We start from the raw sequence: 26,562 nt of genomic DNA on the forward strand, positions 1-26,562 counted from the left end.
CGGTGGCGCCGTTGAATCCCGTATCCGTTGGAGAAAGAATTCCCGTGAGCCCGACCAATCGCACCGTGGTCGTCACCGGTATCGGCGCAACCACACCGCTGGGTGGCGACGCAGCCTCGACCTGGGAGGGTCTGATCGCCGGCAAGTCCGGCGTGAAGCCCCTGGAGCAGGAGTGGGCCGCCGAGCAGGCCGTCCGCATCGCTGCCCAGATCGCCGTGGAGCCCACCGAGGTGCTCCCGCGGCCGCAGGCCCGCAAGCTGGACCGTTCGGCGCAGTTCGCGCTGATCGCGGCCCAGGAGGCCTGGAAGGACGCGGGCTTCACCGCCAAGGCCGGGGAGGACGGCAGCGTCGACCCGGACCGGCTGGGCGCCGTCATCGCCTCCGGCATCGGCGGCGTGACCACGCTGCTCGACCAGTACGACGTGCTCAAGGAGAAGGGCGTCCGCCGCGTCTCCCCGCACACCGTTCCCATGCTGATGCCGAACGGCCCCTCGGCCAACGTGGGCCTGCTCGTGGGCGCCCGGGCGGGCGTGCACACGCCGGTCTCCGCGTGCGCCTCCGGCGCCGAGGCCATCGGCTACGCCATCGAAATGATCCGCACCGGCCGCGCCGACGTCGTCGTCGCCGGCGGTACGGAGGCCGCCATCCACCCGCTGCCGATCGCCGCGTTCGGCAACATGATGGCGATGTCCAAGAACAACGAGAACCCGCAGACCGCCTCGCGTCCCTACGACGTCGACCGCGACGGCTTCGTCCTCGGCGAGGGCGCCGGCGTGATCATCCTGGAGTCCGCCGAGCACGCCGCGAAGCGCGGTGCGCGCGTCTACGCGGAGGCCGTCGGGCAGGGCATCTCGGCCGACAGCCACGACATCGTGCAGCCGGAGCCGGAAGGCCGCGGTATCTCGCACGCGCTGCAGAACCTGATGGACAACACCGACCTGGACCCGGCCGAGATCGTGCACGTCAACGCGCACGCCACCTCGACGCCGGCCGGTGACATCGCCGAGCTGAAGGCGCTGCGGAAGGTGTTCGGCGACGACGCGGACCACATGGCGGTCTCCGCGACCAAGTCGATGACCGGTCACCTGCTCGGTGGCGCCGGCGGCGTGGAGTCGGTCGCGACCGTGCTCGCGCTGTACCACCGGTTGGCGCCGCCGACCGTCAACGTCGAGAACCTCGACCCCGAGGCGGAGGCCAACGCCGACGTCGTACGGGGCGAGGCCCGGAAGCTGCCCGTCGAGGGCCGCATCGCCGCGCTGAACGACTCGTTCGGATTCGGCGGCCACAACGTCGTTCTGGCGTTCAGGACCGTCTGAGAACGTGGATGAGGGCCCCTGCCGAACGGCGGGGGCCCTTTCCCGTACCCGGATACTCCGTACCCAGATACTCCGTACCCGGCCACTGCGGATTCCGAGGCTCACACCACCTGGTGGAGCCAGCGCACCGGGGCGCCCTCGCCCGCGTACCTGAACGGCTCCAGTTCGTCGTCCCACGGCTTTCCGAGGAGCTTGGCGATCTCCGCTTCCAGGTCCGTCTCGCCGCGCTGGGCACGGGTGAGGGCCGCGCGGAGCCGGTCCTCGGGGATCAGGATGTCGCCGTGGATGCCGGTGACGGCGTGGAAGATGCCCAGCTCGGGGGTGCAGCTGTAGCGCTCGCCCTCGGCGGTCGCGCAGGGCTCGGCGGTGACCTCGAACCGCAGGAGGTGCCAACCGCGCAGCGCGGAGGCCAGCTTGGAGGCCGTACCGGCCTCGCCCCGCCAGGAGAACTCCGAACGCCAGGTGCCGGGGGCCGCGGGCTGCCGGATCCAGTCGAGGCTGACGCGCGTGCCGAGCACCCCGGCGACGGCCCACTCGACATGCGGGCACAGCGCGCGCGGCGCGGAGTGCACGTACAGAACTCCACGTGTCGTCACCGGAACCTCCGGACAGAGCGGGACATCTTGCGGACTGGCTGGCGGCTGTGGCGCGACGGCCGCGTTGATGGCGAGGCTACCCTGCGGCGGTGCAAGGAGTGTGACGTACCGTCGGTCCCGCTGCCAGGAAACCTCCGCCATTCACCCAGGGGGACGCTTGTACGGGGGTGGTCCGTTCCAAGGCGCCGGGTCGGGAACCCTCGCACGTTGTTATGGAAGGAAGCACCGTAACCATCGGATCAACACCATCGGATCAACACCATCGGATTCCACACCACCGGATTGCACACCACCGGATTCGACGACGAGGGGATCATCAGGGGATGCGGAAGCGAAGCAGCCAAGTTCGGGCGGCTCTCGTCTTCGTGGCGGCCGCCGTGCTGGGCCTCGCCGGATGCGACGCGGGCGGCAGTTCACCCGCGCCCAAGGGCAGCAAGGCGCACGCGGACAGACCGGTGCCGCTGTGGAACCGCAGCCCGGACTCCATCGCCGCGGTCGGCGACTCCATCACACGCGGCTTCGACGCGTGCATGGTGCTGTCGGACTGCCCCGAGGTGTCATGGGCGACGGGCAGCGACGCGAAGGTCGACAGCCTGGCGGTGCGCCTGCTGGGAGTGGCGGGCGCGGCGGAGCGCAGCTGGAACTACGCGGTGACCGGCGCCCGGATGGCGGACCTGCCGGAGCAGATGTCCCAGGCGGCGGCGCGCGACCCGCAGTTGGTGACGGTGATGGTGGGCGCGAACGACGCCTGCCGGGCCTCGGCGTCCGCGATGACCTCGCCGGCCGACTTCCGCACGGACTTCGAGGAGGCGCTGCACGCGCTGCGCTCGGCGCGGCCGAAGGCACAGGTGTACGTGGCGAGCGTGCCGAATCTTAAGCGGCTGTGGTCGCAGGGGCGGACCAATCCGCTGGGCAAGCAGGTGTGGAAGCTCGGCATCTGCCCGTCGATGCTGTCCGACGCGGACGATCTGACCGGCGCGGCCGTGGGGCGCCGGGACCAGGTGCAGCAGCGGGTGCTGGAGTACAACAAGGTGCTGAAGGAGGTCTGCGCCAAGGACCGCCGCTGCCGCTTCGACGGGGGCGCGGTCTACGACTACCGCTTCGACACGGACCAGCTCAGCCACTGGGACTGGTTCCATCCCAGCAAGGACGGTCAGGCCCGGCTCGCGGCGATCGCGTACCGGACGATCACCGCGGCCCGTCCGGAGGGCTAGCCACTGATCGCCTATGTTTTCCACATGAGCGAACTTTTCGGCACACTTCCCGACGGCTCCGAGGTGCACCGCTGGACACTGGAGCGGGCCGGGACCCGGGTCGAGGTCCTGACGTACGGCGGGATCGTGCGCTCGGTCCGAGTGCCGGACCGGGAGGGCCGGACGGCCGACGTGGTGCTGGGGTTCGCCGGCCTGGACGGCTATCTCGCGCACCCGGAGCCGTACTTCGGCGCCCTGGTCGGACGGTACGCCAACCGGATCGCGCACGCCCGCTTCCCGCTGGACGGCGCGGTCCACGCCCTGGAGCCGAACAGCGGCCCGAACTCCCTGCACGGCGGCGGGCGCGGTTTCGACAAGCGGGTGTGGGAGGCGGAGCCCGTCGCGGACGGGGTACGGCTGAGCCGGGTGAGCCCGCACGGCGAGGAGGGCTTCCCGGGCCGGCTGGAGGTGGCGGCGACGTACACGCTGGACGCCTCCGGGGCGCTGCGGATCGCGTACGAGGCGGTCACGGACGCGCCGACCGTGATCAACCTCACCCAGCACAGCTACTTCAACCTGGCCGGCGCGGGCCATGCGGGCGGGCACGAACTGCGGCTCGCCGCCTCCCGCTTCACCCCGGTCGACACGGACCTGATCCCGACGGGCGCCCTCGCGGACGTGAGCGGCTCCCGCTTCGACTTCCGCGCCTCCCGCAAGGTCGGCGCGGGCTACGACCACAACTTCGTCCTGGACAAGGGCGTGACCGGCACCCCGGAGCAGGTCGCCGAGCTGCACGACCCGGCCTCGGGCCGCACCCTGACGATCTCGACGACCGAACCGGGCCTCCAGCTGTACACCGCCGACCATCTGACCGAGCCGTTCGCCCCGGCCGACGGCATCGCCCTGGAGGCCCAGCACTTCCCGGACTCACCGAACCGGCCGGAATTCCCGAGCACGGTGCTGCGGCCGGGGGAGGTGTTCCGCTCGGAGACGGTGTACGGCTTCTCGGTTCGCTGAGCGGACTGGGTCCGCTAGGCGGTCTCGCCGCGCATCCGCTTGGCCGCCTTGCCCAGCAGGGACATCGCGCCACCGCAGATCAGCAGCGCGGAGCCGCCGATCGCGATGCCGGGGAAGTCCATGCCCTTGATGCCCTCCCCCGTCACCGTCGTGGCCAGCACGAAGATGATCGAGTACAGGCTCCGTCCGACCTTCGCACCCGCCGGGATCACCTGGAGCAGCTGCGGAATGGTGGTCGCGGCGGCCAGCGCCATGCCGAAGGGCAGGGCGGCGGCGGTCATCAGCGCCCCGAAGCCGAAGGAGTTGCCGTACGCGCCCCAGCCGGCGCCCTTGTAGAGCAGATAGCCGGTGGCGGCCAGGGACAGCAGGACCAGCAGGCCGTTGAGATAGGCGGCCTGTGTGGCGGCCTTGCGGGCACCGGGCAGATGCGCGGCCGGGGAACGCCAGGCGTCCGCCGTGATGAGCCGCAGCTGCCGCTTGAGGCCCTGCATCTGCAGCAGCGAGAGGACACCGAAGGCCAGCAGGCCCAGTCCGGCGAGGGCCGCGACGAATCCGAGGGGCTTCTGCGTGATGCCGTAGTGGACGCCGCCGAAGGTGAGCGGGAGGCCGAGGACCATGCCGTAGGCCATGGGCTTGGCCTTCGCCTGGATCTTCAGCACCAGATCGCGCTGGTCCGGCGTGAGGTTGGGATCCAGCCGCATCCGGCCCTCACCGACGTGCTGGCCGGGCGGCTGGGGGGCGGTCTGCTGAGGGGGGTAGGGCTGCTGGGGGTACGGCTGCTGCGGATATCCCTGCGGCGGATACGGCTGCTGCGGCGGCGGATACGGCTGCTGCGGGGCGTAGGGCTGCTGCGGATACGGCTGTTGAGGCGCATACGGCTGCTGGTACTGCGGTTGCGCGTACTGCGGCTGCTGGCCGTACGGTCCCGGTGCCGGCGGCTGCTGGGGGCCGTGGGAACCCGGCTGTTGCGGCCCGTACGGACCCGGCTGTTGTGGCTGGCCTGGATACACGATCTCTCTCCCCCGTACCCGGTGTCTCCGGTACTCGCGGCCCGGGAGTCTGCCATACCGCCCCGGACGCCACGAGCCCCGGTCCAGGGGTCAGGTCCCGGACCGGGGCTGCTCGTGGGGGACTTGTCCCGGATCAGACGTTAATAGGCGCGGTGAGCCCGCGGTCCGCGATCGAGCGTCCGGCGGCGATCTCGTACGAACCCTTCACATACGCCCACGCCTTCGCCTTCTCGTCCCAGATCTCGAAGACGCGGCGCGGCAGGGCGACGCTCACCTCGACGCTCTCGCCGGGACCGGCCTCGGCGGAGGCGAAGCCGGCCAGCAGCCGGGCCGGGCGCTCGGGGTCGGGCTCGGCCGGGGAGACATAGACCTGGACGACTTCCCGGCCGGGGCGGTCGCCGGTGTTGCGGAGGCGGACGCTGACGGTGGTGCCGTCGATGTCCAGGGACTCGTAGGCCCAGTCGGTGTAGCCGAGGCCGTGGCCGAACGGGTACGCCGGGGTGCGGCCGGCCTTCTCCCAGGCGCGGTGGCCGATGAACACGCCCTCAGAGTAAGGGAGTTCACCGTCGCGGGGAGTGACCTGGGTGACCGGGGCGTCGGCGAGGGAGCCCCAGGTGGTGGGGAGCCGGCCGCCGGGCTCGTGGGCGCCGGTGAGGACGTCGGCGAGTGCGGCGCCGCCCTCCTGGCCGGGGAACCAGCCGAGCAGTACGGCGGCCACGTCCTCGCGCCAGGGCAGTTCCACCGGGGAGCCGGAGTTGACGACCACGACCGTGCGGGGGTTGGCGGCGGCGACCGCGCGGACCAGGTCGTCCTGGCGGCCGGGGAGCCTCAGGTCGGCGCGGTCGAAGCCCTCGGACTCGACGCGGTCGGTGGTGGCGACCATGACGACGGCCGTGTCGGCGGTGCGCGCCGCCTCGACGGCCTCGGCGATCAGCTCATCGGGGTCGCGCTGCGGGGCGGCGTAGGCGAGGGCGAAGGTGATGACCGTCATGGGGATGTCGTCGGGGAGCTGGACGACGTGGGTGAGGGAGACGTCGACCGGCCGGCCGGCGGTGAGTTCCGCCTGGGCGCGGGGCACGGGGGCGCCGAAGAAGGCCTCGAAAGGGTCCTCCTTGCCGGGGCGCTGGACGTCGTCGAAGTACGTGGTGCCGTCGACGGTGAGGGTGAAGAGGCCCATGCCCTTGATGCCGAAGGTGTGCGGGCCGGACTCGCGGGGAGTGAAGGTGCCGGTCAGCTCCACGGTGTGGAGCGTGTCGTGGGTGACGCCGTCGGGGAGGTCCGAGCCCATCCACTGGATCAGGCCGCCCGGGGCGGAGCGGCGGCCGATGACGGTGCCGCCGGCGTCGCGGCAGACCGCTTCGAGCGTGAATCCCCGGTCGGCGACGGCGAGTTCGGTGGCCGGGTCGGCGCCCACCGCGTAGCTGAGCGTGCCTTCGGGGAGTGCGGCGGTGAGGCCGTCCAGCGGGGAGACGATCCGGGCCGGGAAGACGGTGGCCGAGCCGCCGCCGAGGACACGGGCGTCGCGGGCGGCGGCGCCGATCAGGGCCACCGTGCCGTTCGGCCGCAGGGGCAGGGCGGCGTTCTCGTTGCGGACGAGGACGAAGGAGCGGCGGGCGATCTCGCGGGCGAGCGCCTCGCCGTCGACGGGCGCGGGCGGTTCGGTGACGGCGGGTTCGGCACCGTCGAGGATCCCGACGCGGGCGGCGAGCCGCAGGACCCGTCGTACCGCCGCGTCGACGGTGGCTTCGGCGACCTCGCCGTCCCGGACGGCCCGCGCGAGGGCCGCGCCGTAGACGGTGCGCGGCCCGGGCATGGCCACGTCCAGGCCACCGTTGATGTCACCGACGGTGTCCCGGGCGGCCATCCAGTCGGAGACGTTGAAGCCGTCGAAGCCCCATTCGCCGCGCAGGACCTCGTTGACCAGGTGGTGGTGCTCGGTCATCGTCGTGCCGTTGACCGAGTTGTAGGCGGTCATGATGCCCCAGGGGCGGGCGTTCTCGACGATGGCCTCGAAGGGGGCGAGGTACAGCTCGCGCAGAGCGCGTTCGGAGACCACGTTGTTCACCGTGAAGCGGTCGGTCTCGGCGTCGTTGGCGACGAAGTGCTTGACGGTGGTGGCGACGCCGCCGGACTGCACACCGGACACGTAACCGGTGCCGATGGCACCGGTCAGGTACGGGTCCTCGCTGTAGCACTCGAAGTGCCGTCCGCCGAGCGGGGAGCGGTGCAGGTTGACCGTGGGCGCGAGCAGCACATGGACGCCCTTGCGCCGGGCTTCCTGGGCGAGCAGCACGCCTGCCCGGCGGGCGAGTTGGGGGTCCCAGGTGGCGGCGAGGGCGGTCGGCGAGGGCAGGGCGACGGAGGGGTCGTCCGCGGTCCAGCGCACGCCCCGGACGCCGATCGGGCCGTCGGACATGACGAGGGGCTTCAGGCCGATCTCCGGCAGGGCGGGCAGGGTCCACATGTCCTGGCCGGCCAGCAGCCGCGTCTTGGCGTCGAGGCCGAGCGCGCCGAGGGCGTCCTCGACGACCGCCTCGCGGGCCGTGTCGGCCGGGGTGGGCTGGGATCCCGCCATCGCGGTGCCTCCTCGTAGCAGTGCGTGCAGGTGTCTCCCATCGTGCATCCGTAACCTGTAGACGGGTAGGTTTCGTTATGTTCACGTTATATTCACGCGAGGTGGATGCCGTAGCTTGATGTCATGAACGCGAGGGTCAGGAGCGAGGAGCGGCGCGCGGAGATCGTCGGGGCCGCACTTGAGGTGATCGCCGAGCGCGGTTACCGGGGGGCGAGCCTGGCCGCCGTGGCGGAGCGGGTCGGTCTCACCCAGCAGGGTCTGCTGCACCACTTCCCCACCAAGGACGCACTGCTGGTGGCCGTGTTGCAGGAGCGGGACCGATGGGACGCGGTGCCGGACACGCAGTGGCGGCTCGACCTGCTGGCCTCCCTGGTCGAGTACAACGCCATGCGCCCGGCGATCATCCAGACCTTCTCGGCACTGCTCGGCGAGAGCGTGACGGAGGACCACCCGGCGCGCTCCTACTTCACCGAACGGTACGCCCGGGTCCGGGAGTCCATGACGGCGGTGCTGCGCGCGGAGTACGGGGAGCGGCTGCCGAACGGCCTCACCCCGGAGCGGACCGCCCCCCTGCTCGTCGCCGTCATGGACGGGTTGCAGTACCAATGGCTGCTGGACCCGGAGTCGGTGGACATGCCGGGAGCGTTCCGGGACTTCCTGCGGCTGCTGGGTGAGCCGGTGGACTGAGGGTCACCCGGCCGTGACGGGGGCTACGCGGGCCGTACGGCCGCCACGACCTCCACCTCCACCTGGGCCTCGGGGAGGAACAGCCGCGGCACTTCGAAGGTCATGCTGGTCGGCGGGGTGCCGGTCAGGAACTGCCGTCGTACGGCACCGTATTCGTCGAGCTTGCCGATGTCCGTCAGGTACGTACGGATGTTGATGATGTCCGCGAGGCCCGCGCCGTGCGCCTTCAGCAGGGCGTCGATCGTCTCGAAGACGCCCCGGGTCTGCTCGGCCAGTGTCGCCCCCTCGGCGATCTGGCCCGAGAGGAACAACAGGGCGCTGCCGTCGGCGTGTTCGACGCGGGCGACCTGGGAGTAGTAGGGGGAGGCGGGCTGCGGCGCGGAGGCGGGGCTGTCCAGGGTGATCTGCACGGGGAGTCCTTCAGGCGGCATGGATGATGCGGGTGGCGGCCCGGCTGATGTCGGCGCCGGCCAGCTCGGGGTCCTCGGCGGCCTGCCGGAAGTGCTCCAACACCGCTGCGGTGACCGGTAGTTCGGCGGCACCCGCGGCGATCCGCAGGTCCTTCACGGCCAGGTCGGTCGTGAAGTGCACCCCGTCGGCGAAGGCGCGGGCGACCGCCCCGCCGAGCGGGCCCGCGCCGAGGGCGTCCCGGGCGGTGCCGTCGTCGAGACCCAGCGCGGCGGCGAGCCGCAGCGCCTCGGCGACGAGGCCGACGCCACCGATCACCGCCGTGTTGACGACGAGTTTGAGGGCCGCGCCCGAGCCGAGGGGGCCGGTGCGGGTGACCGTGCCGAGGTGCGCGAGGACCTGGTCCACGGCGTCCGCGTCCCCGCCCGCGAGGATGCCGAGCGTGCCCTCGGCGGCCCGGTCCGTGCTGCCCATGACCGGCGCGTCGACGAGGGCGATCCCGTCCTTCAGCCGCCCGGCCAGCTCCCGCACGGCGTCCGGTCCGACGGTGGACATCTCGATCCAGGTCGTGCCCGGCCGCAGCTCCGGTGCGACGGCGTCGGTGACGGCGGTGAGCGCCTCGGGTCCGGCGAGCATGGTGATCACGACGTCGGCGCCCTGGACGGCTGCGGCGGGTGACGCGGCGAGCGCGGCGCCCTCGGCGACGAGCGGCTCGGCCCGGGCCGGGGTGCGGTTCCAGACGGTCAGCGGGTGACCGGCCGCGAGCAGCCGGCGGGCCATGGGGGCACCCATGTGGCCCAGTCCCAGAAAGGCGATCCTCTGCTTCTTCTCCGTCTTCTGCTTCTTCTGCATGCCGTCGACGCTAGGACCGGAGGATGCGATGCGACAAGCGAATGTCTAGCATCGCTGACATGCCGATATCGCATGCCGTCGAGCCCGAGTTCCCGGATCTGTCCACCGTCTGGCTGCGGGTGTTCCTCGAGGTCGCCCGGCACGGGTCGTTCACCGTGGCCGCGCGGACGCTGGGCTGGACCCAGTCCGCGGTGTCCCGGCAGATCTCCTCCCTGGAGCAGGCCCTCGGCGGCGGTCCGCTCTTCGACCGGCTGCCGCGGGGCGTACGGCTCACCGAGGCCGGCCGGGCCCTGGTGCCGCACGCCGAGTCCGTCACCGACTCGCTGCGCGGCGCCGCGCGCGAGCTGGCCGAGCTGCGCACGGCGGCGGGCGGGCGGCTGCGGTTCGGCGCGTTCGCGACGGCGGACGCGGCGCTCGTCCCGCAGGCGCTGGCCGCCTTCCACACCCGCCATCCCCGCGTCCGCGTCTCGCGCGAGGAGGGCCTCTCCCCCGCCCTGCTGGACCGGCTGACGGCCGGTCATCTCGACCTCGCCGTGGTCTCGACGACCGGCCGCGCCCCGCTGGAGGCGTACTCGCTGCACCACCTCCTCGACGAGACCCTCTACGTCGCCGTGCCCGCCGGTCATCCGCTCGCCGCGACCGACGGGCCGGTGCGGCTGGGCCGGCTCGCCGACGACGACTGGATCGCCGGCAGCACACGGCCCGAGGGCACCCTCCTCGACGCGGCCGTGCGGCAGGGGTTCCGGCCGCGCGTCGCCCATGTCGTCGCCGAGTGGACCGCCAAGCAGGGATACGTCGCCGCCGGCCTCGGCGTCACCCTGGTCCCGGCGCTGGCGGCCACGTCCGTACGGCCGGACGTGGCCCTGCTGCGGGTGCACCCCGAGGACGCCCCGCCGCGCGCGGTGTACGCGGCGACGGCCCGGGGGCGCTCGCTGACGGCGGCGGTCCGGGCCTTCGTGGCGACCCTGCGTGAGGCGGCGGCGCGGATCCCCGTCTGAGCCGGTGCCGCACGGGCGCCCGGCGTCGCGGCGTCGCGGCGTCGCTACCGCGGCGCGGTTGGGGCGGCGTCGGGCCCGGAGTCGTCCGGCTGGGAGTCGTCCGGCTCGAAGTCGTCGGCGCTCTCCTCCCCCAGCAGGTCACGCGCGAGCAGGGTCGCGCCCGCCACCGCGCCCGGCATCAGGAACACCGCGACGAACGGGATCAGGAAGGCCAGGCCGAGGGGGGCGCCGAAGCCCCAGGCCAGGGGCTTGCGGGAGCGGAGCAGGGTGAGGCGGGCGCGCAGTTCGACGCCCCGGCGCTGGAGGGCCACGGCGGTCAGTTCCTCGGTGAGGAAGAAACCCGTGACGAAGAAGCCGAGCACGGGGACGGCGGTCTGGCCGACGACGGGCAGGAAGCCGAGGGCGAAGAGGAGTACGCCCCACAGGCCGGCGCGGACCAGGACGCGCAGGCTGTCGCGGCCGGAGATCCACAGCTCGCGCCAGAGCGGCAGCGGCGAGGCCGGGGCGGTGCCGTCGGGCGAGACGTCGGCGTCGACCCGCTCCGACAGGTTCTCGTAGAAGGGCTGGCCGACCAGCAGGGTGACCGCCGTGAACGTCAGCACCGACAGCAGCAGGCCGAGGGCGAACAGGACGGCCGTGAGGAACCCGCGGAACAGGCCCTGCCAGGGGCTGGACCAGTCGTCGGCGAACGGGGTCGCCCAGCTGACCGCGGACTCGCCCCACACGGCGAGCGCGATCAGCGCCGCCGCGTAGAGGACCAGGGTGATCAGGCCGGGCAGCAGCCCGAAGCCGTACTGGCGGCCGTGCCGGGCCATCCAGCGCTGGCCCTCCAGCAGATGGCGGAATCCCACCCCGAGATCGCGCATGACCGGAACTTTACCGACTCTCAGTCGGCCAGCATCCTGCGCAGCAGGTCGCGCAGGCTGCGGCGCTCGTCCGCCGAAAGGCCGGCGAGCGGCTCGCGGGCGAAGTGGAGACCCTCGCGCAGGTCACGGGCGACGCGCAGACCGTCCTCGGTGGCGGCGGCCACCTTCACCCGGCGGTCGGCCGGGTCGGGGCGGCGCTCCACCAGGCCGCGGGATTCCAGGCGGTCCACGATCCCGGTGACGTTGGACGGCTCGCACTTCAGCTTGTGCGCCAGCTTGCGCATGGGAAGCGGTTCCAGCGAGAGCAGGCTGAGCAGCCGGGCCTGCGGTCCGGTCAGCGTGTGCTCGCCCGCCGCCTTCTCGTAGTCCGCGTAGAAGCGGGCCACGACGTCACCGATCAGCTCGACGACCTCCAGGGTGAGGGCGTCGGCGCGGGGGGGCTGGGCGGGGCTGGGCGTGGGTGACATGCCGTCCAGGATACCCGGTTACTTGACATCCTGAAATATTCAGGTGCAGGGTTGTTTCAGGTTCTGAAGTATTTGAGGAAGGTCGGCATCATGTCCGAGTCCCCCGCGCTCCCCACCGTCAACCGTGAGTGGCACCTGCTCAGCCGCCCCGTCGGCTGGCCCAAGCCCGAGGACTTCGCCCTCGTCGAGGCCCCGGTCCCGGCCCTCGGCGAGGGCCAGGTGCTCGTACGCAACAAGTACCTCTCCGTCGACCCGTACATGCGCGGCCGTATGAGTGCCGCGAAGTCCTACGCCGCCCCCTTCGAGCTGGGCAAGGTCATGCAGGGCGGCGCGGTCGGCGAGGTGATCGCCTCCAACGCCGAGGGCCTGGAGCCCGGCGACCACGTCCTGCACTTCTTCGGCTGGCGCGAGTACGCGGCCCTGGACGCGAAGCACGCCGTCAAGGTGGGCCCGACGGCCGTGCCGTCCGCGAAGGTCGAGGCGCAGGACGTACCGCTGTCGGCGTTCCTCGGCGTCCTCGGCATGACCGGCCTGACGGCGTACGCCGGCCTGCTGCGCACGGCCTCCTTCAAGGAGGGCGACGTCGTCTTCGTCTCCGGCGCCGCGGGTGCCGTGGGCAGCGAGGTCGGCCAGCTCGCCAAGCTCCTGGGCGCCTCACGGGTCATCGGCTCGGCCGGCTCCGACGAGAAGGTCAAGCTGCTGGTCGAGGAGTACGGCTTCGACGCCGCGTTCAACTACAAGAACGGCCCGGTCGCCGAGCAGCTGCGCGAGGCCGCGCCCGACGGCATCGACGTGTACTTCGACAACGTCGGCGGGGACCACCTGGAAGCGGCCATCGGCTCGCTCAACCAGGGTGGCCGTATCGCCGTCTGCGGCATGATCTCGGTCTACAACAACACCGAGCCCGCGCCCGGCCCGAGGAACCTCGCCCGGCTGATCCAGACCCGGGGCCGTATCGAGGGCTTCCTCGTCGGCGACCACTACGACCTGCAGCCGGAGTTCGTCCAGAAGGTCGGGCCGTGGGTCGCCTCGGGCGAGCTGCAGTACCGCGAGACGGTCGTCGAGGGCATCGAGAACACCCTGGAGGCGTTCCTCGGGGTCCTGCGGGGCGACAACATCGGAAAGATGATCGTCAAGCTCTGAGGCTCGGGCGAGCCCTTCCCTGGCGTTTCCGGCATGCGGTAACTTCTTTCCGAAATCCGTCGTCGATCGTGGGCGCGAGTCGCGGCGGACCGAGGAGGAAGACAACCGCATGCCCATCACGCAGTCCGATGTCGTGTACACCGCCGTCGCCACCGCCGAGAACGGCCGGGACGGCCGGGTCGCCACGGATGACGGCCGAATCGACGTCGTCGTCAACCCGCCGAAGGAAATGGGCGGCAGCGGGTCCGGGACCAACCCGGAGCAGCTGTTCGCCGCCGGGTACTCCGCCTGCTTCCAGGGCGCGCTGGGGGTCGTCGCCCGGCAGGAGGGGGCCGACGTCTCCGGATCGACCGTCACCGCGAAGGTCGGGATCGGCAAGAACGACGACGGGTTCGGGATCATCGTGGAGATCTCGGCGAGCATTCCGGGCGTTTCCGCCGAGGTGGCCCGGGAACTGGTCGAGAAGGCTCACCAGGTGTGCCCGTACTCGAAGGCGACACGGGGAAACATCAGCGTGACGTTGGTCTGACAGTCGTCGTTTCAGACAGCGGAGGCCGCACCCTTGGACGTGGGGTGCGGTCTCTTTTTCGGCCGGGGGGTGGGTGCCGGGTGCGGCCGGATTCCGAGTGCGGGTTGTCTGTGGTTGCTCGCGCAGTTCCCCGCGCCCCTTGGGTAGGTCCACTCGTCCTCTGCTGCGGAGGCGACCCTCAGTCGGTGGTCAGCGCCGCCCGGTGCAGCACGCGCACGAAACTGTCGTTCTCCGGGGCCGCCCCACCCGGAAATGCCATGCGGCGGCGCGTGTAGCCGTAGGCCAGGCCGGTGCGGGGGTCGGCGAAGGCCTGGGAGCCGCCCGCGCCGCTGTGGCCGAAGGCGCCGGCACCCAGGACCGGGTGCCACATGTCCGCGGTCGCCTGGAAGCCCAGGCCGTACGACTTGTGGGCGCGGGCCACCAGGTCGTAGCCGACGGAGTGGATCTGGCCCACCTCGGCCACCGTGTCCGGCTTCAGCAGCGGCGGCCGCTCGTCCAGCTCGCTGATCGCCGCCGCGTACATCTTGGCGAGGCCCCGCGCGGAGGCGACGCCGCCCGCCGACGCCGGTCCCTTGGCCCGTACGAGACGGGAGTTGACGTAGTCCGCCGGCGTGCCCGGCTCCGGGACATGGGTGTTGAAGGCGATCGAGGCCAGGGTGTGCGGGCCGGCCGGCCGGGCGTCCAGCAGGGCCTGCTGCCCGGGGGTCGGGAGCATCGGCTGGACCGGGCGGAAACGGGCTTCCTGGGGCGCGGGCAGGCCGAGGAAGAAGTCCGTGCCGTACGGTGCGCGCACCCGTTCCTCGTACACCTCCTGGAGGGTTCGGCCCGTGGCCCGGCGGACCACCTCTCCGGTGAGCGCGCCGATGACCAGCGCGTGATAGCCGAAAGCGGTTCCCGGCCGCCAGAACGGCTTCTGGCCGGCGAGCCGTTCCGCCATCGCGCGGTCGTCGGCCATCTCCTCGGCGGAGAACCCGGCGTCGATCCCGACCAGGCCCGCTCTGTGCGCCAGCAGCTCCCGGAGAGTCACCGCGCCCTTGCCCTCGGCGCCGAACTCGGGCCAGTAGTACGTCACTTTGCGGTCCAGCTCCAGTGTGCCGTCCTGCACCAGGAGGGCGACCACCAGATGCGCGGCTCCCTTGGTGGACGAGAACACGCCGTACAGCGAGTCCGCCTCCGCGCCCGCCCACAGGTCGACGACCCGCCGCCCGCGCACATAGGCACACAACTGGCCCTCGTAGTCGTCCCGTGCGGCGGCCACGAAGGCGGCGAACTCCTCGCGCACCGCCTCGAAGCCCGCGACGACCGTGCCGTGGACGGTGATCTGCTGCGTCATCCGCTCTCCTCAACCGAGCCGCTTTCGCCGCTCCCCCTCAGCACAACGCCCGTTCCCGCTCCGGACGTTCCCGAGACCGGTACGGCGCGACGGACCTGTTCGACTCAACCGCCCTGAGCGCCCGCGGGTGTCATCGCTGCCCCGGATGGCGGATGGCGCGAGGTGGCGCGCGAGCGCGCGGCAGGGCTCAGATGCGCCACCGGCTCAGGTGCACCACCACAGGAACCGGGTGCAGGGCTTGGTGGGCGAAGGCGCCGGGGACGGAGCGGACGTCGTCGGGGCGCTGGTCGGGGTGCCGGCGGGCCGGGAGTGGGCCGGGGTCACCGGAGTGGTGGTGGCACCGGAGCCGGTCGAGCCGGTCTGCCGCGAGCTTTCGGTGTCCTTGGCGCCGGGCGACTTGGAGTGCTTGTCCTTCGGGTCCTTGGTGGCGGACGCGGAGGCCGAGGCGCCCGGGGAGGCGGCCTTGGAGGCGCCCGGGGTCACGCCGGAGGTGTCGGAGGCCGGGTCGGCCGTGGCGCCGGGGGACGCGGAGGACGCACCGCCGTCGGGCCCGGCGGCCCCCGGGGTGTCCGGCCGGCCGCTGGAGAAGGGCGAGAAGGGCGCGTCCGTGCCGAGTTCGGCGAAGCTGAGGCCGCCCGCGGCCAGCACGAACCCCGCGGTGATCAGCAGGGTACGGCGGCGTCGGCGCCGGTGCGCGGCGGCCTTGCGGTCACGGCGGCTGGCGTCGGCTTCGGCGGGGCTCACGGTGGCGGAGGCGCGCCCCCTGCGCCGGGCCGCCCGGCCGCCGGGCTCGCCGTCGCGCTCGGACGCGGACTCGTGCTCGGACGCGGACTCGTACTGGGACGCGGACGCGTGCTCCGCACCCTCGTGCAGTTCGGGGTCCTCGTACGGCTCCGGGTCTTCGTGCGGTTCCGGGCCATCGTGCGGCTCCGGTTCCGGTTCCGCTTGCGCGGGCTGTGCCTGCCCGTACTGGTCCTGCCCGTACTGCTCCTGCCCGGTCTGTACCGGACCGTACTGCTGGGGGATGCGGTACCCGTGGGTCCCGTACGGCTGCTGCTCGTACGGCTGCTGCTCGTACGCCTGAGGCGCGCCGCCCGGCGCCTCACCCGTGCCCGCGTAGGCGTGCGCGGCCGGCGCCTCGACGGCGGAGCGCGCCGGTGTTCCGCACCCGGGGCAGGCCAGGGCGCCGTTGAGGTGCCGTTGGCACGGGTGGCAATAGTCCATGACGCCGGAAGACTAGATTCCCCATCGGTCAGGTTCCTAGGCACCACTGTGAAGGTTTCGTAGAACACGAAAGAATTCTCGAAAGGCTTGTCGAAACCGTTACCTGTTCGACCCATTGACACCCCTACCGCCGCCTCCTTACTGTCACGCCAGCATTTCGAACGCGTGACGAAATCTCGAACAGCTGAAGGGCAACTGCCGTGCGCATCACCGGAATCAGCACACACGTGGTCGGCACGCCGTGGCGCAACCTGACCTACGTCCAGGTGCACACCGACGAGGGGATCACGGGAGTCGGCGAGACCCGGATGCTCGGTCACACCGACGCGCTGATCGGCTACTTGCGGGAGGCCGAAGCCAATCACATTCTCGGCTCGGATCCGTTCGCCGTGGAGGATCTCGTACGCCGGATGAAGTACGGCGACTACGGCCGCGCGGGCGAGATCGTCATGTCCGGCATCGCGGTCGTCGAGATGGCGTGCTGGGACATCAAGGGCAAGGCGCTGGGCGTGCCGGTGTGGCAGCTGCTGGGCGGCAAGGTGACCGACAAGGTCAAGGCGTACGCCAACGGCTGGTACACGACCGAGCGGACGCCGGAGGCCTATCACAAGGCCGCGCAGAGGGTCGTGGAGCGCGGCTACCGGGCGCTGAAGATCGACCCGTTCGGCACCGGGCACTTCGAGCTGGACCACCGGGAGACCCTCTACGCCGTCTCGCTCATCGAGGCCGTACGGGACGCGATCGGCCCGGACGCCGAACTGATGCTGGAGATGCACGGCCGCTTCTCCCCCGCCACCGCCGTCCGGCTGGCCAGGGAGCTGGCGCCCTTCAAGCCGGCCTGGCTGGAGGAACCGGTTCCACCGGAGAATCTGAAGGCGCTGGAGAAGGTCGCGGCCAAGGTGGACATCCCGCTCGCCACCGGTGAGCGGATCCACGACCGGATCGAGTTCCGCGAGCTGTTCGACAGCCAGTCCGTGGACATCCTCCAGCCCGACGTCGGCCACATCGGCGGCATCTGGGAGACCAGGAAGCTCGCCGCGACCGCCGAGACGCACTACATGCTGGTCGCGCCGCACAACGTCGGCGGGCCCGTGCTCACCGCCGCCTCCCTCCAAGTCGGCTTCACCACACCGAACTTCAAGGTCCTGGAGCACTTCAACGACTTCGCGGACGCGGAGATCAAGAAGGTGGTGAAGGGGGCGCCGCAGGTCGATCCGGCGGACGGGTGCTTCCATCTGTCCGACGCGCCCGGCCTCGGGGTCGAGCTGGACGTCGACGCGGCCGCCGAGTTCCCGCAGCAGCAGGCCCGGTTCGACCTGTGGGCCGAGGGCTGGGAGCAGCGCAAGCCGAAGGGGAGCAAGTGAGCGGCGCCGTCGTCGTCGAGGCCCCGGGCCGGCACCGGCTCGCGGAGCACACACCCCGCGAGCCCGGCCCGGGCGAGGCGCTGGTGGCCGTGCACGCGGTCGGCATCTGCGGCAGCGACCGCGAGGTGTATCAGGGCAACCGGCCCGAGGGGTATGTGCGGTATCCGCTCACGCCCGGGCATGAGTGGTCGGGGACCGTGCGGGCCGTGGGCGCCGGGGTGCCGGACGGCCTGGCCGGGCGCAAGGTGGTCGGCGAGGGCTTCCGCAACTGCCAGGTGTGCGACCGCTGCCACGCGGGCGAGACCACGCTGTGCACGGCCGGGTACGAGGAGACCGGGTTCACCCAGCCGGGCGCGATGGCCACCACGCTCACCCTGCCGGCCCGGCTGCTGCACGTCCTGCCGGACGACGCCGACCTGACCGCCGCCGCCCTGCTGGAGCCGGCCGCCTGTATCGCGGCGGCGGCCCTGAAGGCGGGCGCACAACCGGGCGAGCGGGTCGCGGTGGTCGGCACCGGCACGCTCGGGATGTTCGCGGTGCAGTTCCTGAAAGCGGTCTCACCGGCGGAGTTGCTCGTCGTGGGGACCAGGAACGACCGGGAAGCGCTGTCCCGGCGTTTCGGCGCCACCGACTTCCGGCTGCGCGAGCAGCGGCTGCCGGACGACTTCGACGTCGTCGTCGAGACGGCCGGTTCGGCCTCCGCCGCACGGACCGCCGCCGCGCTGCTGCGGCGCGGCGGACGGCTGGTCCTGACCGGGATTCCGGCGCCGGGCGCGGACGGACTCGACCCGACCGATCTCGTCGTACGACAGCTGGAGGTGCACACCGTCTTCGGAGCGCCGCCGGCCGCCTGGGCGCACACCGTGCGGGTGTTCGGCGCCGGGCTGCTGGACCCGCTGCCGCTGGTCACGCACGAGCTGCCGCTGACCGAGTTCTCCCGGGCCATCGACCTCGTGGGCGCCGGCGACCCCAAGGTGGGCAAGGTGCTGCTCCGCCCGTAGCCGTACGCCGGTCGGAGCGCGACCTGACGGCGCCCCGACCGGCGTACCCCAAGGCCCGAAGCCATGGCCTTTTCCTACCCAGAGCCGCGAACCTTGTCCGAAATATCGAACATTAAGGACAGCTTGTGACCGACGCTTCCGCTCCGGCAGCCCGCAGGCCCGGCGAGCAGACCCTCGCCGCTCTCGGCCTGGCCGCGCCCGCCCTCGACCCCGCCGACGCCTCCGCCCACAGCTTCCCTGGCGGCGGCCGCTGGCGCACCGAGATCCCTTCGTGCGAGGGTCCCGAAGCGCTGGCGGTCATCCTGAAGGAGGCCTCACGCCTCGATGTGCCGATCCACCGGATCAGCCAGGGCAGCGGTGTGTGGATGCTCACCGACGCCGAGATCACCGAGATGGTCGAGGCGGCGGGTGCACGCGACATCGAACTCTGCCTGTTCACCGGCCCGCGCGGCACCTGGGACATCGGCGGCTCGGCGCGCTCCGACTCGCGGGGGGCCGGACTGCGCGCACGCGGCCACGACGCCGTCGCCGGATGCGTCGAAGACGCCGTACGGGCCACGGAGTTGGGCGTCAACTGTCTGCTGGTCGCCGACGAGGGCGTGCTGTGGACGCTGCACCGGGCGCGGCAGAGCGGCATCATCCCCGCCGACACCACGCTGAAGGTCTCGGCGCTCATCGGCCCCGTCAACCCGGCCTCGTACGCCGTCTTCGAGCGGCTCGGCGCCGACTCCGTCAACGTGCCCAGCGATCTGACGCTGGATCACCTCACCGAGATCCGGCGGGTGTCCGGCGCCCCGATGGACATGTACATCGAGGCCCCCGACGACCTCGGCGGCTATGTGCGGATGTACGAGGTCGCCGAGCTGATCCGGCGCGGCGCCCCGCTCTATCTCAAGTTCGGCCTGTCCAAGGCACCCGGCATCTACCCGTGGGGCGCCCATCTGCGGGACGTGACCCTGGACACCGCCCGGGAGCGGGTGCGGCGCGGCCGGCTCGCCCTGGACCTGCTCGCCCGGCACGGCGCGGACGGCGACATGGCGCCGCTCGGCTCACGGCTGCCCGGACCGCTCAACCGCTTCCCCACCACCGCGTGACCTCTCCACGACGAGACGACCAAGGAATGATCATCATGCGCAACCGCAGAGCCGCACTCGCCGCGATATCCGCAGCCGCCTCGCTCGCCCTCACGCTGACCGCCTGCGGGCAGAGCGGCTCGGGCGGCAGCAAGGAGAAGACCGGCGACGTCAAGGGCGCCACCATCGGCATCGCGATGCCGACGAAGTCCTCCGAGCGGTGGATCAACGACGGCAACGACATGGTCAAGAACCTCCAGGCCAAGGGCTACAAGACCAAGCTGGTCTACGGCGAGGACGACCCGAGCACCCAGGTCTCGCAGATCGAGAACATGATCACGCAGGGGGTCAAGGGGCTGATCATCGCGGCCATCGACAACAAGTCCCTGAACAACGTGCTCCAGGAGGCCGCCCAGGCCAAGATCCCGGTCATCGCCTACGACCGGCTCATCCTCGGCACCAAGAACGTCGACTACTACGCCTCGTTCGACAACGAGAAGGTCGGCACCCTCCAGGGCACCTACATCGCCCACAAGCTCGGTCTGGACAGCGGCAAGAAGGGCCCGTTCAACATCGAGCTGTTCGCCGGGTCCAACGACGACAACAACACCCAGTACTTCTTCAACGGCGCGATGAAGGTGCTGCAGCCCTACATCGACAAGAAGGAGCTGGTGGTCAAGTCCGGGCAGACCAAGATCAACCAGGTCACCACCCTGCGCTGGGACGGCGCCACCGCGCAGAAGCGCATGGAGGACATCCTCACCTCCACCTACTCCAGCGCCAAGGTCGACGCGGTGCTCTCGCCGTACGACGGCATCTCCATCGGCATCATCGCCGCGCTGAAGTCCGACGGTTACGGCTCCGCCGGCAACCCGCTGCCGGTCATCACCGGCCAGGACGCCGAGCTGGCCTCGGTGAAGTCGATCATCGCGGGCCAGCAGACCCAGACCGTCTTCAAGGACAGCCGCAAGGAGACCGCGGTCGCGGTGTCCATGGTCGACGACGTCCTGCACGGCAAGAAGCCGCAGGTCAACGACACAACGACCTACACCAACGGCGCCAAGGTCGTCCCGTCCTACCTGCTCCAGCCGGTGAGCGTGGACAAGACCAACTACGCGGACGTCCTGATCAAGGGCGGTTACTACACCGAGTCCCAGCTCAAGTGATCCCGCCCGTCTGCTCCGGGCCGAACCGACCCCACATCTGATTGGAAGGCACGACCATGGCGGGACCCGTCCTGGAAATGCGCTCGATCGTCAAGACCTTTCCCGGTGTCAAGGCGCTGTCGGACGTCACGCTGACCGTCCGCCAGGGCGAGGTCCACGCCATCTGCGGGGAGAACGGCGCCGGCAAGTCCACCCTGATGAAGGTGCTCTCCGGCGTCCATCCGCACGGCACCTACGAGGGCGAGATCCTCTTCGACGGGGAGGTCTGCCACTTCAAGGACATCCGGGCGAGCGAGCAGCACGGCATCGTCATCATCCACCAGGAGCTGGCGCTGGTGCCGTACCTGTCCATCGCGGAGAACATCTTCCTCGGCAACGAGCACGCCACGCGCGGGTTCATCAACTGGAACGAGACCCTCAGGCACGGCACCGAACTGCTGCGCCGGGTCGGCCTCGACGAGCATCCGGAGACCCGCGTCGCCGACATCGGCGTGGGCAAGCAGCAGCTCGTGGAGATCGCCAAGGCGCTGTCCAAGGAGGTGAAGCTGCTCATCCTCGACGAGCCGACGGCGGCGCTGAACGACGAGGACAGCGGCAAACTCCTCGATCTGATCCTGGAGCTGAAGAACCAGGGCATCACCTCGATCATCATCTCCCACAAGCTCAACGAGATCCGCAAGGTCGCCGACTCGGTCACGATCATCCGCGACGGCAGGTCCATCGAGACGCTCGACGTGAAGGCGCCGGAGACGACCGAGGAGCGGATCATCAGCGGCATGGTGGGCCGCGACCTCGACCACCGCTTCCCCGAGCGCACCCCGCACGAGCCCAAGGAGGGCGCGGCACCGGCGCTGGAGATCCGCAACTGGACCGTCCATCACCCCATCGACCAGCAGCGCAAGGTCGTGGACGATGTGTCGATCAGCGTCCGCCGGGGCGAGATCGTCGGCATCGCGGGCCTGATGGGCGCCGGCCGCACCGAACTCGCGATGAGCGTCTTCGGCCGTACCTACGGCCGGTACGCGGGCGGCACGGTCCTCAAGGACGGCACGGAGATCCGTACGAAGTCCGTCGCGGAGGCGGTGGACCACGGCATCGCGTACGTCACCGAGGACCGCAAGCACTACGGCCTCAACCTCATCGACACCATCAACCGGAACATCTCGCTGACCGCGCTGAAGAAGGTGGCGCGGCGGGGCGTGGTGGACGAGCAGGCGGAGCGGCAGGTCTCCGAGGGCTTCCGCACGTCGATGAACATCAAGGCGCCGACGGTCTTCGAGCCGGTGGGCAAGCTGTCCGGCGGCAACCAGCAGAAGGTCGTCCTCAGCAAGTGGATCTTCGCCGGGCCCGACGTACTGATCCTGGACGAACCGACCCGCGGCATCGACGTGGGCGCCAAGTACGAGATCTACACGGTCATCGACCAACTGGCCGCCCAGGGCAAGGCGGTCGTCTTCATCTCCTCCGAGCTGCCGGAGCTGCTCGGCATGTGCGACCGCATCTACACGATGGCCGCCGGGCGGCTGACGGGTGAGGTGCCGCGGGCCGAGGCCACGCAGGAAGTGCTGATGCGCCATATGACGAAAGACAAGGCGCCGATGGACCACGCAAAGGACGAAGAGGTAACGCGATGAGCACGGACGTCACCGACAAGACTCCGGCGGCCGCCCCGCCGGGCAAGGGCGGACCGGCCGCCGGAGAGGGCCTGCTGCAGCTGGTGCTCGGCGGCCTGCGCCGCAACATGCGCCAGTACGGCATGCTGATCGCGCTCGGTCTGATCGTCGTCCTCTTCCAGTTCTGGACCGACGGCGACCTGCTGCTGCCGCGCAACGTCTCCAACCTGGTGCTGCAGAACAGCTACATCCTGATCCTCGCGATCGGCATGATGCTGGTGATCATCGCCGGGCACATCGACCTGTCGGTCGGCTCGATCACGGCGTTCGTGGGCGCCTTCGCCGCCGTGCTGACGGTGCAGCACCATGTCGCGTGGCCCGTCGCCCTGGTGCTGTGCCTGCTGGTGGGCGCGGCGGCGGGCTCCGTACAGGGCTTCCTGATCGCCTATCTCGGCATACCGTCGTTCATCGTCACCCTGGCGGGCATGCTGCTGTTCCGCGGTCTCACCGAGATCCTGCTCAAGGGCCAGACCCTCGGCCCGTTCCCGAACGGTCTGCAGAAGATCGGCAACGGCTTCCTGCCCGAGGTCGGCCCGAACACCAACTATCACAACCTCACCCTGCTCCTCGGCATCGTCCTGATCGCCGCCGTGGTGTGGCAGGAGGTGCGCGACCGGCGCCGCCAGCAGGAGTTCTCCCTCGACGTCGTGCCCGTGAAGCTGTTCCTGCTCAAGCTCGTCGCCCTGGTCGCCGCGATCCTCGTCCTCACGATGCTGCTGGCCAGCTACGACGGCGCGCCGATCGTCCTGATCATCCTCGGCGCGCTGGTGGGCGGCTACGGCTACGTCATGCGCAACTCGGTCTTCGGCCGCCACATCTACGCCATCGGCGGCAATCTGCCGGCGGCCAAGCTGTCCGGCGTGAAGGACAAGCGCATCACCTTCCAGGTGTTCCTGAACATGGGCGTGCTCGCGGCCCTGGCGGGTCTGGTGGTCGCCGCCCGTCTGAACGCGGCCTCACCGAAGGCGGGCGACGGCTTCGAACTGGAGGCCATCGCCTCCTCGTTCATCGGCGGCGCCTCCATGAGCGGCGGTGTCGGTACCGTACTCGGCGCCATCATCGGCGGTCTCGTCCTCGGTGTGCTGAACAACGGCATGAACCTCCTCAGCGTCGGCACCGACTGGCAGCAGGTCATCAAGGGCCTGGCCCTGTTGGCGGCGGTCGGGTTCGACGTGTGGAACAAGCGCAAGTCCGGTTCGTGAGGGTCCAGAAAAGGGAGCCGTACCCATGGAACTGAACAGACGCACGGTCATCGCCGGCGCCGCGGCGGCGGGCCTCGCGGCCACCGCTCTCGGCACAGGCACCGCAGCGGCGGCTTCGGGAAGGAAGCCGGTGAAGGAGTACTTCGGCACGCTCGCCGACGGCACCAGGGTCCACCGCTGGTCGCTGGCGAACGGCGGCACCCGGATGAAGGTCCTCTCCTACGGCGGCATCATCCAGTCACTGGAGATCCCGGACCGGCACGGCCGGTACGCGAACGTCTCCCTCGGCTACGACAACCTCGCCGCGTATGTCGCCGGGACCACCTTCTTCGGCGCGACCATCGGCCGTTACGGGAACCGCATCGCCAAGGGCCGGTTCACGCTCGACGGCACGACGTACCAGCTGTCCGTCAACGACGGCGTGAACAGCCTGCACGGCGGCAAGCAGGGCTTCAACACCAAGGTGTGGGGCATCGAGCCGTTCGTCTCCGGCTCCGACGTCGGCCTGCACCTGCACTACACGAGCGCCGACGGCGAGATGGGCTACCCCGGCACGCTGAGGACGAAGGTCACCTTCACCCTCACCCGGCACGGCGACTGGCGCATCGACTACGAGGCCACGACCGACAAGCCGACGGTCGTCAACCTCACCAACCACACGTACTACAACCTCGCGGGCGAGGGCAGCGGCAGCATCTACGACCACGAACTCTGGCTTGCAGCGGGCCGGTTCACCCCCACCGACGCGGGCCTGATCCCCACCGGGGAGCAGGCGAAGGTGAAGGGCACCCCCTTCGACTTCACCCGCCCCAAGCCGATCGGCCGGGACATCCGCATCGGCCACCCGCAGCTGGTCACGGCAAAGGGGTACGACCACAACTTCGTCCTCGACAAGGGTGTGACCGCGAGGCCCGAGCACGTGGTGACGCTGCGCGACCCCGGCTCCGGCCGCACCCTGAAGATCCTCACCGACCAGCCCGGTGTGCAGTTCTACTCGGGCAACTTCCTCGACGGCACCCTCGTCGGCCCGTCCGGGCACACCTACCGGCAGGGAGACGGACTGGCCCTGGAGACCCAGCACTTCCCGGACTCGCCGAACGAGCCGGCGTTCCCCTCGACCGTGCTGCGTCCGGGGCAGACGTACCGGACGACGACGATCCACACGTTCAGCGCGTGAACCGGCTCACACCGCCGGTGAGTTGAACGCCACTGCCGTCCCCTCCGTATCCATGGGTGGCCCGTGCTCCCCCGCACGGGCCACCTTGAACGGAGGTCCCCTTTGGCCGGCAACGTCACCTCGTTGTTCCGCGGCGGCGCCGCCCACAGCCCCTCGATGGCGGCGCTGACGCGGGAGGGCGGCGACGGAACCGGCCCGGTGGACTTCTGCATCCCCTGCAACCCGTACTTCCCCACGCCGGCCATGTTCGAGGAGTTGTCGGCCCGGCTGCACGAGATCGTCACGTACTACCCGAGCAGCGCCGACACCATCACCGGCGAGCTGTGCTCGCTGCTTCAGCTGCCGCCGCAGTGCGTGGCGATGGGAAACGGTTCCACCGAGCTGATCACCTGGATCGACCATCTGCTGGTCCGCGAGTCCCTGGCGATACCGGTTCCCACCTTCGGCCGCTGGACGGACCAGCCGATGGAGACCGGCAAGCGGGTCGACATGTTCCCGCTCCAGGAGGCAAGCGGATTCGCCCTGGACCTCGCCCAGTACGCCGAGTTCATCCGCCGGCGCGGCACACGAGCCGCGGTGATCTGCAACCCGAACAACCCCGACGGCGGCTATCTGCGCAAGCAGTCGGTGGTGCAGTTCATGGACGCGATGGCGGACCTGGACCTGGTCGTCGTGGACGAGTCCTTCCTGGAGTTCGCCGACGCCGAGACCGACCCCAGCGTCGTCCAGGAGGCCATGCTCCGCCCGAACGTCATCGTGCTGCGCAGCCTCGGCAAGAACTTCGGCCTGCACGGCGTCCGCTTCGGCTACCTGGTGGCGAATCCGGCGCTGGCCGGCAAGGTCCGCTCGATGCTGCCCAAATGGAACCTCAACTCCTTCGCCGAGCACCTGGTGTTCATGCTGAGGGAACATGGCGCCGAGTACGCGCAGAGCCTTCAGCAGATCCGCCGCGACCGCCTGGAGATGGCCAGCCACCTCTCCGCACTCCCCGGCCTGACGGTGTACCCCTCCCAAGGGAACTTCCTCTTCGTACGCCTGCCCGTCGGCGCCGAGGGCACGGTGGTCCGGGACCGGATGCTCACCGAGCACCGGATCCTGGTCCGCGAGTGCGGCAACAAGATCGGATCCTCCAGCCGCTTCCTGAGACTCGTGGTGCGCCCCCAGGTCGACGTGCGTCGCCTGGTGTCCGGCCTGGAACAGGTGCTCTACGGGTCCAGGAGGGGAGCCGCCGTACCCGAGCTGGGTGCCGGGACCAGCTACAGCTCGGGTACGGCGGCGGTGGACCGGCTGGTGAGCGAGACCAACGGAGCCGGCCTGCCCCTGCCTGCGGTGCCTCCGCCGATGCCCGCACCGATGCCGGTGGCACCCGCGGTGGCCCAGCCCCTGCCCGCGGCCCAGCCCATGGCACCTCAGCCCGCGCCGGTGCAGCAGCCCGTGATGCCGGCGCCGGTCCCGCAGCCGGCCCCTGTGCCGGCACCCGCTCCCCTGCCGACACCGCTGCCTGCCCCGACTCCGGTTCCGGCCCCCGCGGCCGCTTTCGCGCCCACTCCGCCCGGCGTCCCGGCGCGCGGCGGCCTCACGGCGGCCCAGGTCCGCGGTATGACGGCCCCGGCCCCTCCGACGGGCCTGACCCCGGCCCCGGCCACGGGCTGGCCCAACGCCCAGAGCTGGCCGAGCGCGGCCGGCGCCTGA

24 protein-coding genes are annotated in these 26,562 nt (G+C 70.9%); 15 read left to right on the plus strand and 9 right to left on the minus strand.

Features of this window, described 5'->3' with window-relative positions:
* Positions 1 to 44 precede the first annotated feature (44 nt).
* Positions 45 to 1,316, plus strand: a complete 1,272-nt coding sequence (locus AB0L75_RS17725) for a beta-ketoacyl-[acyl-carrier-protein] synthase family protein (protein ID WP_365181753.1) — start codon at positions 45 to 47, stop codon at positions 1,314 to 1,316.
* A 101-nt stretch (positions 1,317 to 1,417) separates the two neighbouring features.
* On the opposite strand, the gene AB0L75_RS17730 is transcribed toward AB0L75_RS17725, so the two are convergent.
* Positions 1,418 to 1,912 (minus strand): DUF3145 domain-containing protein, encoded by a 495-nt coding sequence (locus AB0L75_RS17730; protein ID WP_365181755.1) that lies wholly within the window; start codon positions 1,910 to 1,912, stop codon positions 1,418 to 1,420.
* Between the two features lie 323 nt (positions 1,913 to 2,235).
* Between AB0L75_RS17730 and AB0L75_RS17735 the strand changes: the two genes are divergently transcribed.
* Entirely contained in the window at positions 2,236 to 3,126 is an 891-nt protein-coding gene (locus AB0L75_RS17735; RefSeq protein ID WP_365181757.1) for an SGNH/GDSL hydrolase family protein, read from the plus strand.
* Positions 3,127 to 3,150: 24 nt separating this feature from the next.
* On the plus strand, positions 3,151 to 4,122 hold the full coding sequence (locus AB0L75_RS17740) for an aldose epimerase family protein (protein ID WP_365181759.1): 972 nt from the start codon (positions 3,151 to 3,153) through the stop codon (positions 4,120 to 4,122).
* Positions 4,123 to 4,136: 14 nt separating this feature from the next.
* Here AB0L75_RS17740 and AB0L75_RS17745 read toward each other — a convergent pair whose 3' ends face one another.
* Positions 4,137 to 5,132: a hypothetical protein gene (locus AB0L75_RS17745; protein WP_365181761.1), complete on the minus strand. Its 996-nt coding sequence runs from the start codon at positions 5,130 to 5,132 to the stop codon at positions 4,137 to 4,139.
* Between the two features lie 133 nt (positions 5,133 to 5,265).
* Positions 5,266 to 7,707 (minus strand): glycoside hydrolase family 3 C-terminal domain-containing protein, encoded by a 2,442-nt coding sequence (locus AB0L75_RS17750; protein WP_365181763.1) that lies wholly within the window; start codon positions 7,705 to 7,707, stop codon positions 5,266 to 5,268.
* A 123-nt stretch (positions 7,708 to 7,830) separates the two neighbouring features.
* Between AB0L75_RS17750 and AB0L75_RS17755 the strand changes: the two genes are divergently transcribed.
* A complete protein-coding gene (locus AB0L75_RS17755; RefSeq protein ID WP_365181765.1) occupies positions 7,831 to 8,394 on the plus strand; it encodes a TetR/AcrR family transcriptional regulator in 564 nt (187 codons plus the stop codon).
* A gap of 23 nt (positions 8,395 to 8,417) precedes the next feature.
* On the opposite strand, the gene AB0L75_RS17760 is transcribed toward AB0L75_RS17755, so the two are convergent.
* Positions 8,418 to 8,804 carry a RidA family protein gene (locus AB0L75_RS17760; RefSeq protein WP_365181766.1) on the minus strand — a complete coding sequence of 129 codons (387 nt, stop codon included), beginning with the start codon at positions 8,802 to 8,804 and terminating at the stop codon, positions 8,418 to 8,420.
* A 10-nt stretch (positions 8,805 to 8,814) separates the two neighbouring features.
* Positions 8,815 to 9,654, minus strand: coding sequence for an NAD(P)-dependent oxidoreductase (locus AB0L75_RS17765; protein WP_365181768.1), 840 nt, complete (start codon positions 9,652 to 9,654; stop codon positions 8,815 to 8,817).
* 59 nt (positions 9,655 to 9,713) lie between these two features.
* Here AB0L75_RS17765 and AB0L75_RS17770 point away from each other — a divergent pair, with 59 nt between their 5' ends.
* Positions 9,714 to 10,652 carry a LysR family transcriptional regulator gene (locus tag AB0L75_RS17770; protein WP_365181770.1) on the plus strand — a complete coding sequence of 313 codons (939 nt, stop codon included), beginning with the start codon at positions 9,714 to 9,716 and terminating at the stop codon, positions 10,650 to 10,652.
* A 44-nt stretch (positions 10,653 to 10,696) separates the two neighbouring features.
* Here AB0L75_RS17770 and AB0L75_RS17775 read toward each other — a convergent pair whose 3' ends face one another.
* Complete coding sequence (locus AB0L75_RS17775; RefSeq protein ID WP_365181772.1) at positions 10,697 to 11,518, minus strand: EI24 domain-containing protein; 822 nt, start codon at positions 11,516 to 11,518, stop codon at positions 10,697 to 10,699.
* Between the two features lie 20 nt (positions 11,519 to 11,538).
* On the minus strand, positions 11,539 to 11,985 hold the full coding sequence (locus tag AB0L75_RS17780) for a MarR family transcriptional regulator (protein WP_365181774.1): 447 nt from the start codon (positions 11,983 to 11,985) through the stop codon (positions 11,539 to 11,541).
* Between the two features lie 90 nt (positions 11,986 to 12,075).
* Between AB0L75_RS17780 and AB0L75_RS17785 the strand changes: the two genes are divergently transcribed.
* Entirely contained in the window at positions 12,076 to 13,128 is a 1,053-nt protein-coding gene (locus AB0L75_RS17785) for an NADP-dependent oxidoreductase (RefSeq protein WP_365181776.1), read from the plus strand.
* Positions 13,129 to 13,237: 109 nt separating this feature from the next.
* Positions 13,238 to 13,657, plus strand: a complete 420-nt coding sequence (locus AB0L75_RS17790) for an organic hydroperoxide resistance protein (protein WP_365181778.1) — start codon at positions 13,238 to 13,240, stop codon at positions 13,655 to 13,657.
* A 178-nt stretch (positions 13,658 to 13,835) separates the two neighbouring features.
* Here the strand turns inward: AB0L75_RS17790 and AB0L75_RS17795 are convergent, their stop codons facing one another.
* Together AB0L75_RS17795 and AB0L75_RS17800 are read right to left on the minus strand one after the other, a co-directional pair.
* Positions 13,836 to 14,990, minus strand: a complete 1,155-nt coding sequence (locus AB0L75_RS17795) for a serine hydrolase domain-containing protein (RefSeq protein WP_365181780.1) — start codon at positions 14,988 to 14,990, stop codon at positions 13,836 to 13,838.
* 204 nt (positions 14,991 to 15,194) lie between these two features.
* On the minus strand, positions 15,195 to 16,214 hold the full coding sequence (locus AB0L75_RS17800) for a hypothetical protein (protein ID WP_365181782.1): 1,020 nt from the start codon (positions 16,212 to 16,214) through the stop codon (positions 15,195 to 15,197).
* 200 nt (positions 16,215 to 16,414) lie between these two features.
* On the opposite strand from AB0L75_RS17800, the gene AB0L75_RS17805 reads away from it, so the two are divergent.
* From AB0L75_RS17805 to AB0L75_RS17840, 8 genes are all read left to right on the plus strand, one after another.
* Positions 16,415 to 17,578: a mandelate racemase/muconate lactonizing enzyme family protein gene (locus AB0L75_RS17805; protein ID WP_365181783.1), complete on the plus strand. Its 1,164-nt coding sequence runs from the start codon at positions 16,415 to 16,417 to the stop codon at positions 17,576 to 17,578.
* Positions 17,575 to 18,579: an alcohol dehydrogenase catalytic domain-containing protein gene (locus AB0L75_RS17810; RefSeq protein ID WP_365181785.1), complete on the plus strand. Its 1,005-nt coding sequence runs from the start codon at positions 17,575 to 17,577 to the stop codon at positions 18,577 to 18,579. Before AB0L75_RS17805 ends, AB0L75_RS17810 begins: the two co-directional genes overlap by 4 nt.
* A gap of 125 nt (positions 18,580 to 18,704) precedes the next feature.
* Complete coding sequence (locus AB0L75_RS17815; RefSeq protein WP_365181787.1) at positions 18,705 to 19,673, plus strand: hypothetical protein; 969 nt, start codon at positions 18,705 to 18,707, stop codon at positions 19,671 to 19,673.
* 35 nt (positions 19,674 to 19,708) lie between these two features.
* Entirely contained in the window at positions 19,709 to 20,818 is a 1,110-nt protein-coding gene (gene chvE / locus AB0L75_RS17820) for a multiple monosaccharide ABC transporter substrate-binding protein (RefSeq protein WP_365181789.1), read from the plus strand.
* Positions 20,819 to 20,874: 56 nt separating this feature from the next.
* A complete protein-coding gene (gene mmsA / locus AB0L75_RS17825; protein ID WP_365181791.1) occupies positions 20,875 to 22,452 on the plus strand; it encodes a multiple monosaccharide ABC transporter ATP-binding protein in 1,578 nt (525 codons plus the stop codon).
* Positions 22,449 to 23,693, plus strand: coding sequence for a multiple monosaccharide ABC transporter permease (gene mmsB / locus AB0L75_RS17830; protein WP_365181792.1), 1,245 nt, complete (start codon positions 22,449 to 22,451; stop codon positions 23,691 to 23,693). The genes mmsA and mmsB overlap by 4 nt, the downstream gene beginning before the upstream one ends.
* Positions 23,694 to 23,718: 25 nt before the next feature.
* Complete coding sequence (locus AB0L75_RS17835; RefSeq protein WP_365181794.1) at positions 23,719 to 24,870, plus strand: aldose epimerase family protein; 1,152 nt, start codon at positions 23,719 to 23,721, stop codon at positions 24,868 to 24,870.
* A 102-nt stretch (positions 24,871 to 24,972) separates the two neighbouring features.
* On the plus strand, positions 24,973 to 26,562 hold the full coding sequence (locus tag AB0L75_RS17840; protein ID WP_365181796.1) for a histidinol-phosphate transaminase: 1,590 nt from the start codon (positions 24,973 to 24,975) through the stop codon (positions 26,560 to 26,562).

This window comes from Streptomyces sp. NPDC052101 (genome assembly GCF_040680235.1).
In the GTDB taxonomy this organism is placed as follows: Bacteria; Actinomycetota; Actinomycetes; order Streptomycetales; family Streptomycetaceae; genus Streptomyces.

What these genes read in the sequence shown, in the direction of transcription:
- AB0L75_RS17795 (WP_365181780.1), bottom strand. Translation starts at nt 14,990, where the DNA reads ATGACGCAGCAGATCACCGTCCACGGCACGGTCGTCGCGGGCTTCGAG.
- AB0L75_RS17775 (WP_365181772.1), bottom strand. Translation starts at nt 11,518, where the DNA reads ATGCGCGATCTCGGGGTGGGATTCCGCCATCTGCTGGAGGGCCAGCGC.
- AB0L75_RS17780 (WP_365181774.1), bottom strand. Translation starts at nt 11,985, where the DNA reads ATGTCACCCACGCCCAGCCCCGCCCAGCCCCCCCGCGCCGACGCCCTC.
- AB0L75_RS17790 (WP_365181778.1), top strand. Translation starts at nt 13,238, where the DNA reads ATGCCCATCACGCAGTCCGATGTCGTGTACACCGCCGTCGCCACCGCC.
- mmsB (WP_365181792.1), top strand. Translation starts at nt 22,449, where the DNA reads ATGAGCACGGACGTCACCGACAAGACTCCGGCGGCCGCCCCGCCGGGC.
- AB0L75_RS17785 (WP_365181776.1), top strand. Translation starts at nt 12,076, where the DNA reads ATGTCCGAGTCCCCCGCGCTCCCCACCGTCAACCGTGAGTGGCACCTG.
- AB0L75_RS17740 (WP_365181759.1), top strand. Translation starts at nt 3,151, where the DNA reads ATGAGCGAACTTTTCGGCACACTTCCCGACGGCTCCGAGGTGCACCGC.
- AB0L75_RS17755 (WP_365181765.1), top strand. Translation starts at nt 7,831, where the DNA reads ATGAACGCGAGGGTCAGGAGCGAGGAGCGGCGCGCGGAGATCGTCGGG.
- AB0L75_RS17770 (WP_365181770.1), top strand. Translation starts at nt 9,714, where the DNA reads ATGCCGATATCGCATGCCGTCGAGCCCGAGTTCCCGGATCTGTCCACC.
- AB0L75_RS17800 (WP_365181782.1), bottom strand. Translation starts at nt 16,214, where the DNA reads ATGGACTATTGCCACCCGTGCCAACGGCACCTCAACGGCGCCCTGGCC.
- AB0L75_RS17765 (WP_365181768.1), bottom strand. Translation starts at nt 9,654, where the DNA reads ATGCAGAAGAAGCAGAAGACGGAGAAGAAGCAGAGGATCGCCTTTCTG.
- AB0L75_RS17735 (WP_365181757.1), top strand. Translation starts at nt 2,236, where the DNA reads ATGCGGAAGCGAAGCAGCCAAGTTCGGGCGGCTCTCGTCTTCGTGGCG.
- chvE (WP_365181789.1), top strand. Translation starts at nt 19,709, where the DNA reads ATGCGCAACCGCAGAGCCGCACTCGCCGCGATATCCGCAGCCGCCTCG.
- mmsA (WP_365181791.1), top strand. Translation starts at nt 20,875, where the DNA reads ATGGCGGGACCCGTCCTGGAAATGCGCTCGATCGTCAAGACCTTTCCC.
- AB0L75_RS17750 (WP_365181763.1), bottom strand. Translation starts at nt 7,707, where the DNA reads ATGGCGGGATCCCAGCCCACCCCGGCCGACACGGCCCGCGAGGCGGTC.
- AB0L75_RS17835 (WP_365181794.1), top strand. Translation starts at nt 23,719, where the DNA reads ATGGAACTGAACAGACGCACGGTCATCGCCGGCGCCGCGGCGGCGGGC.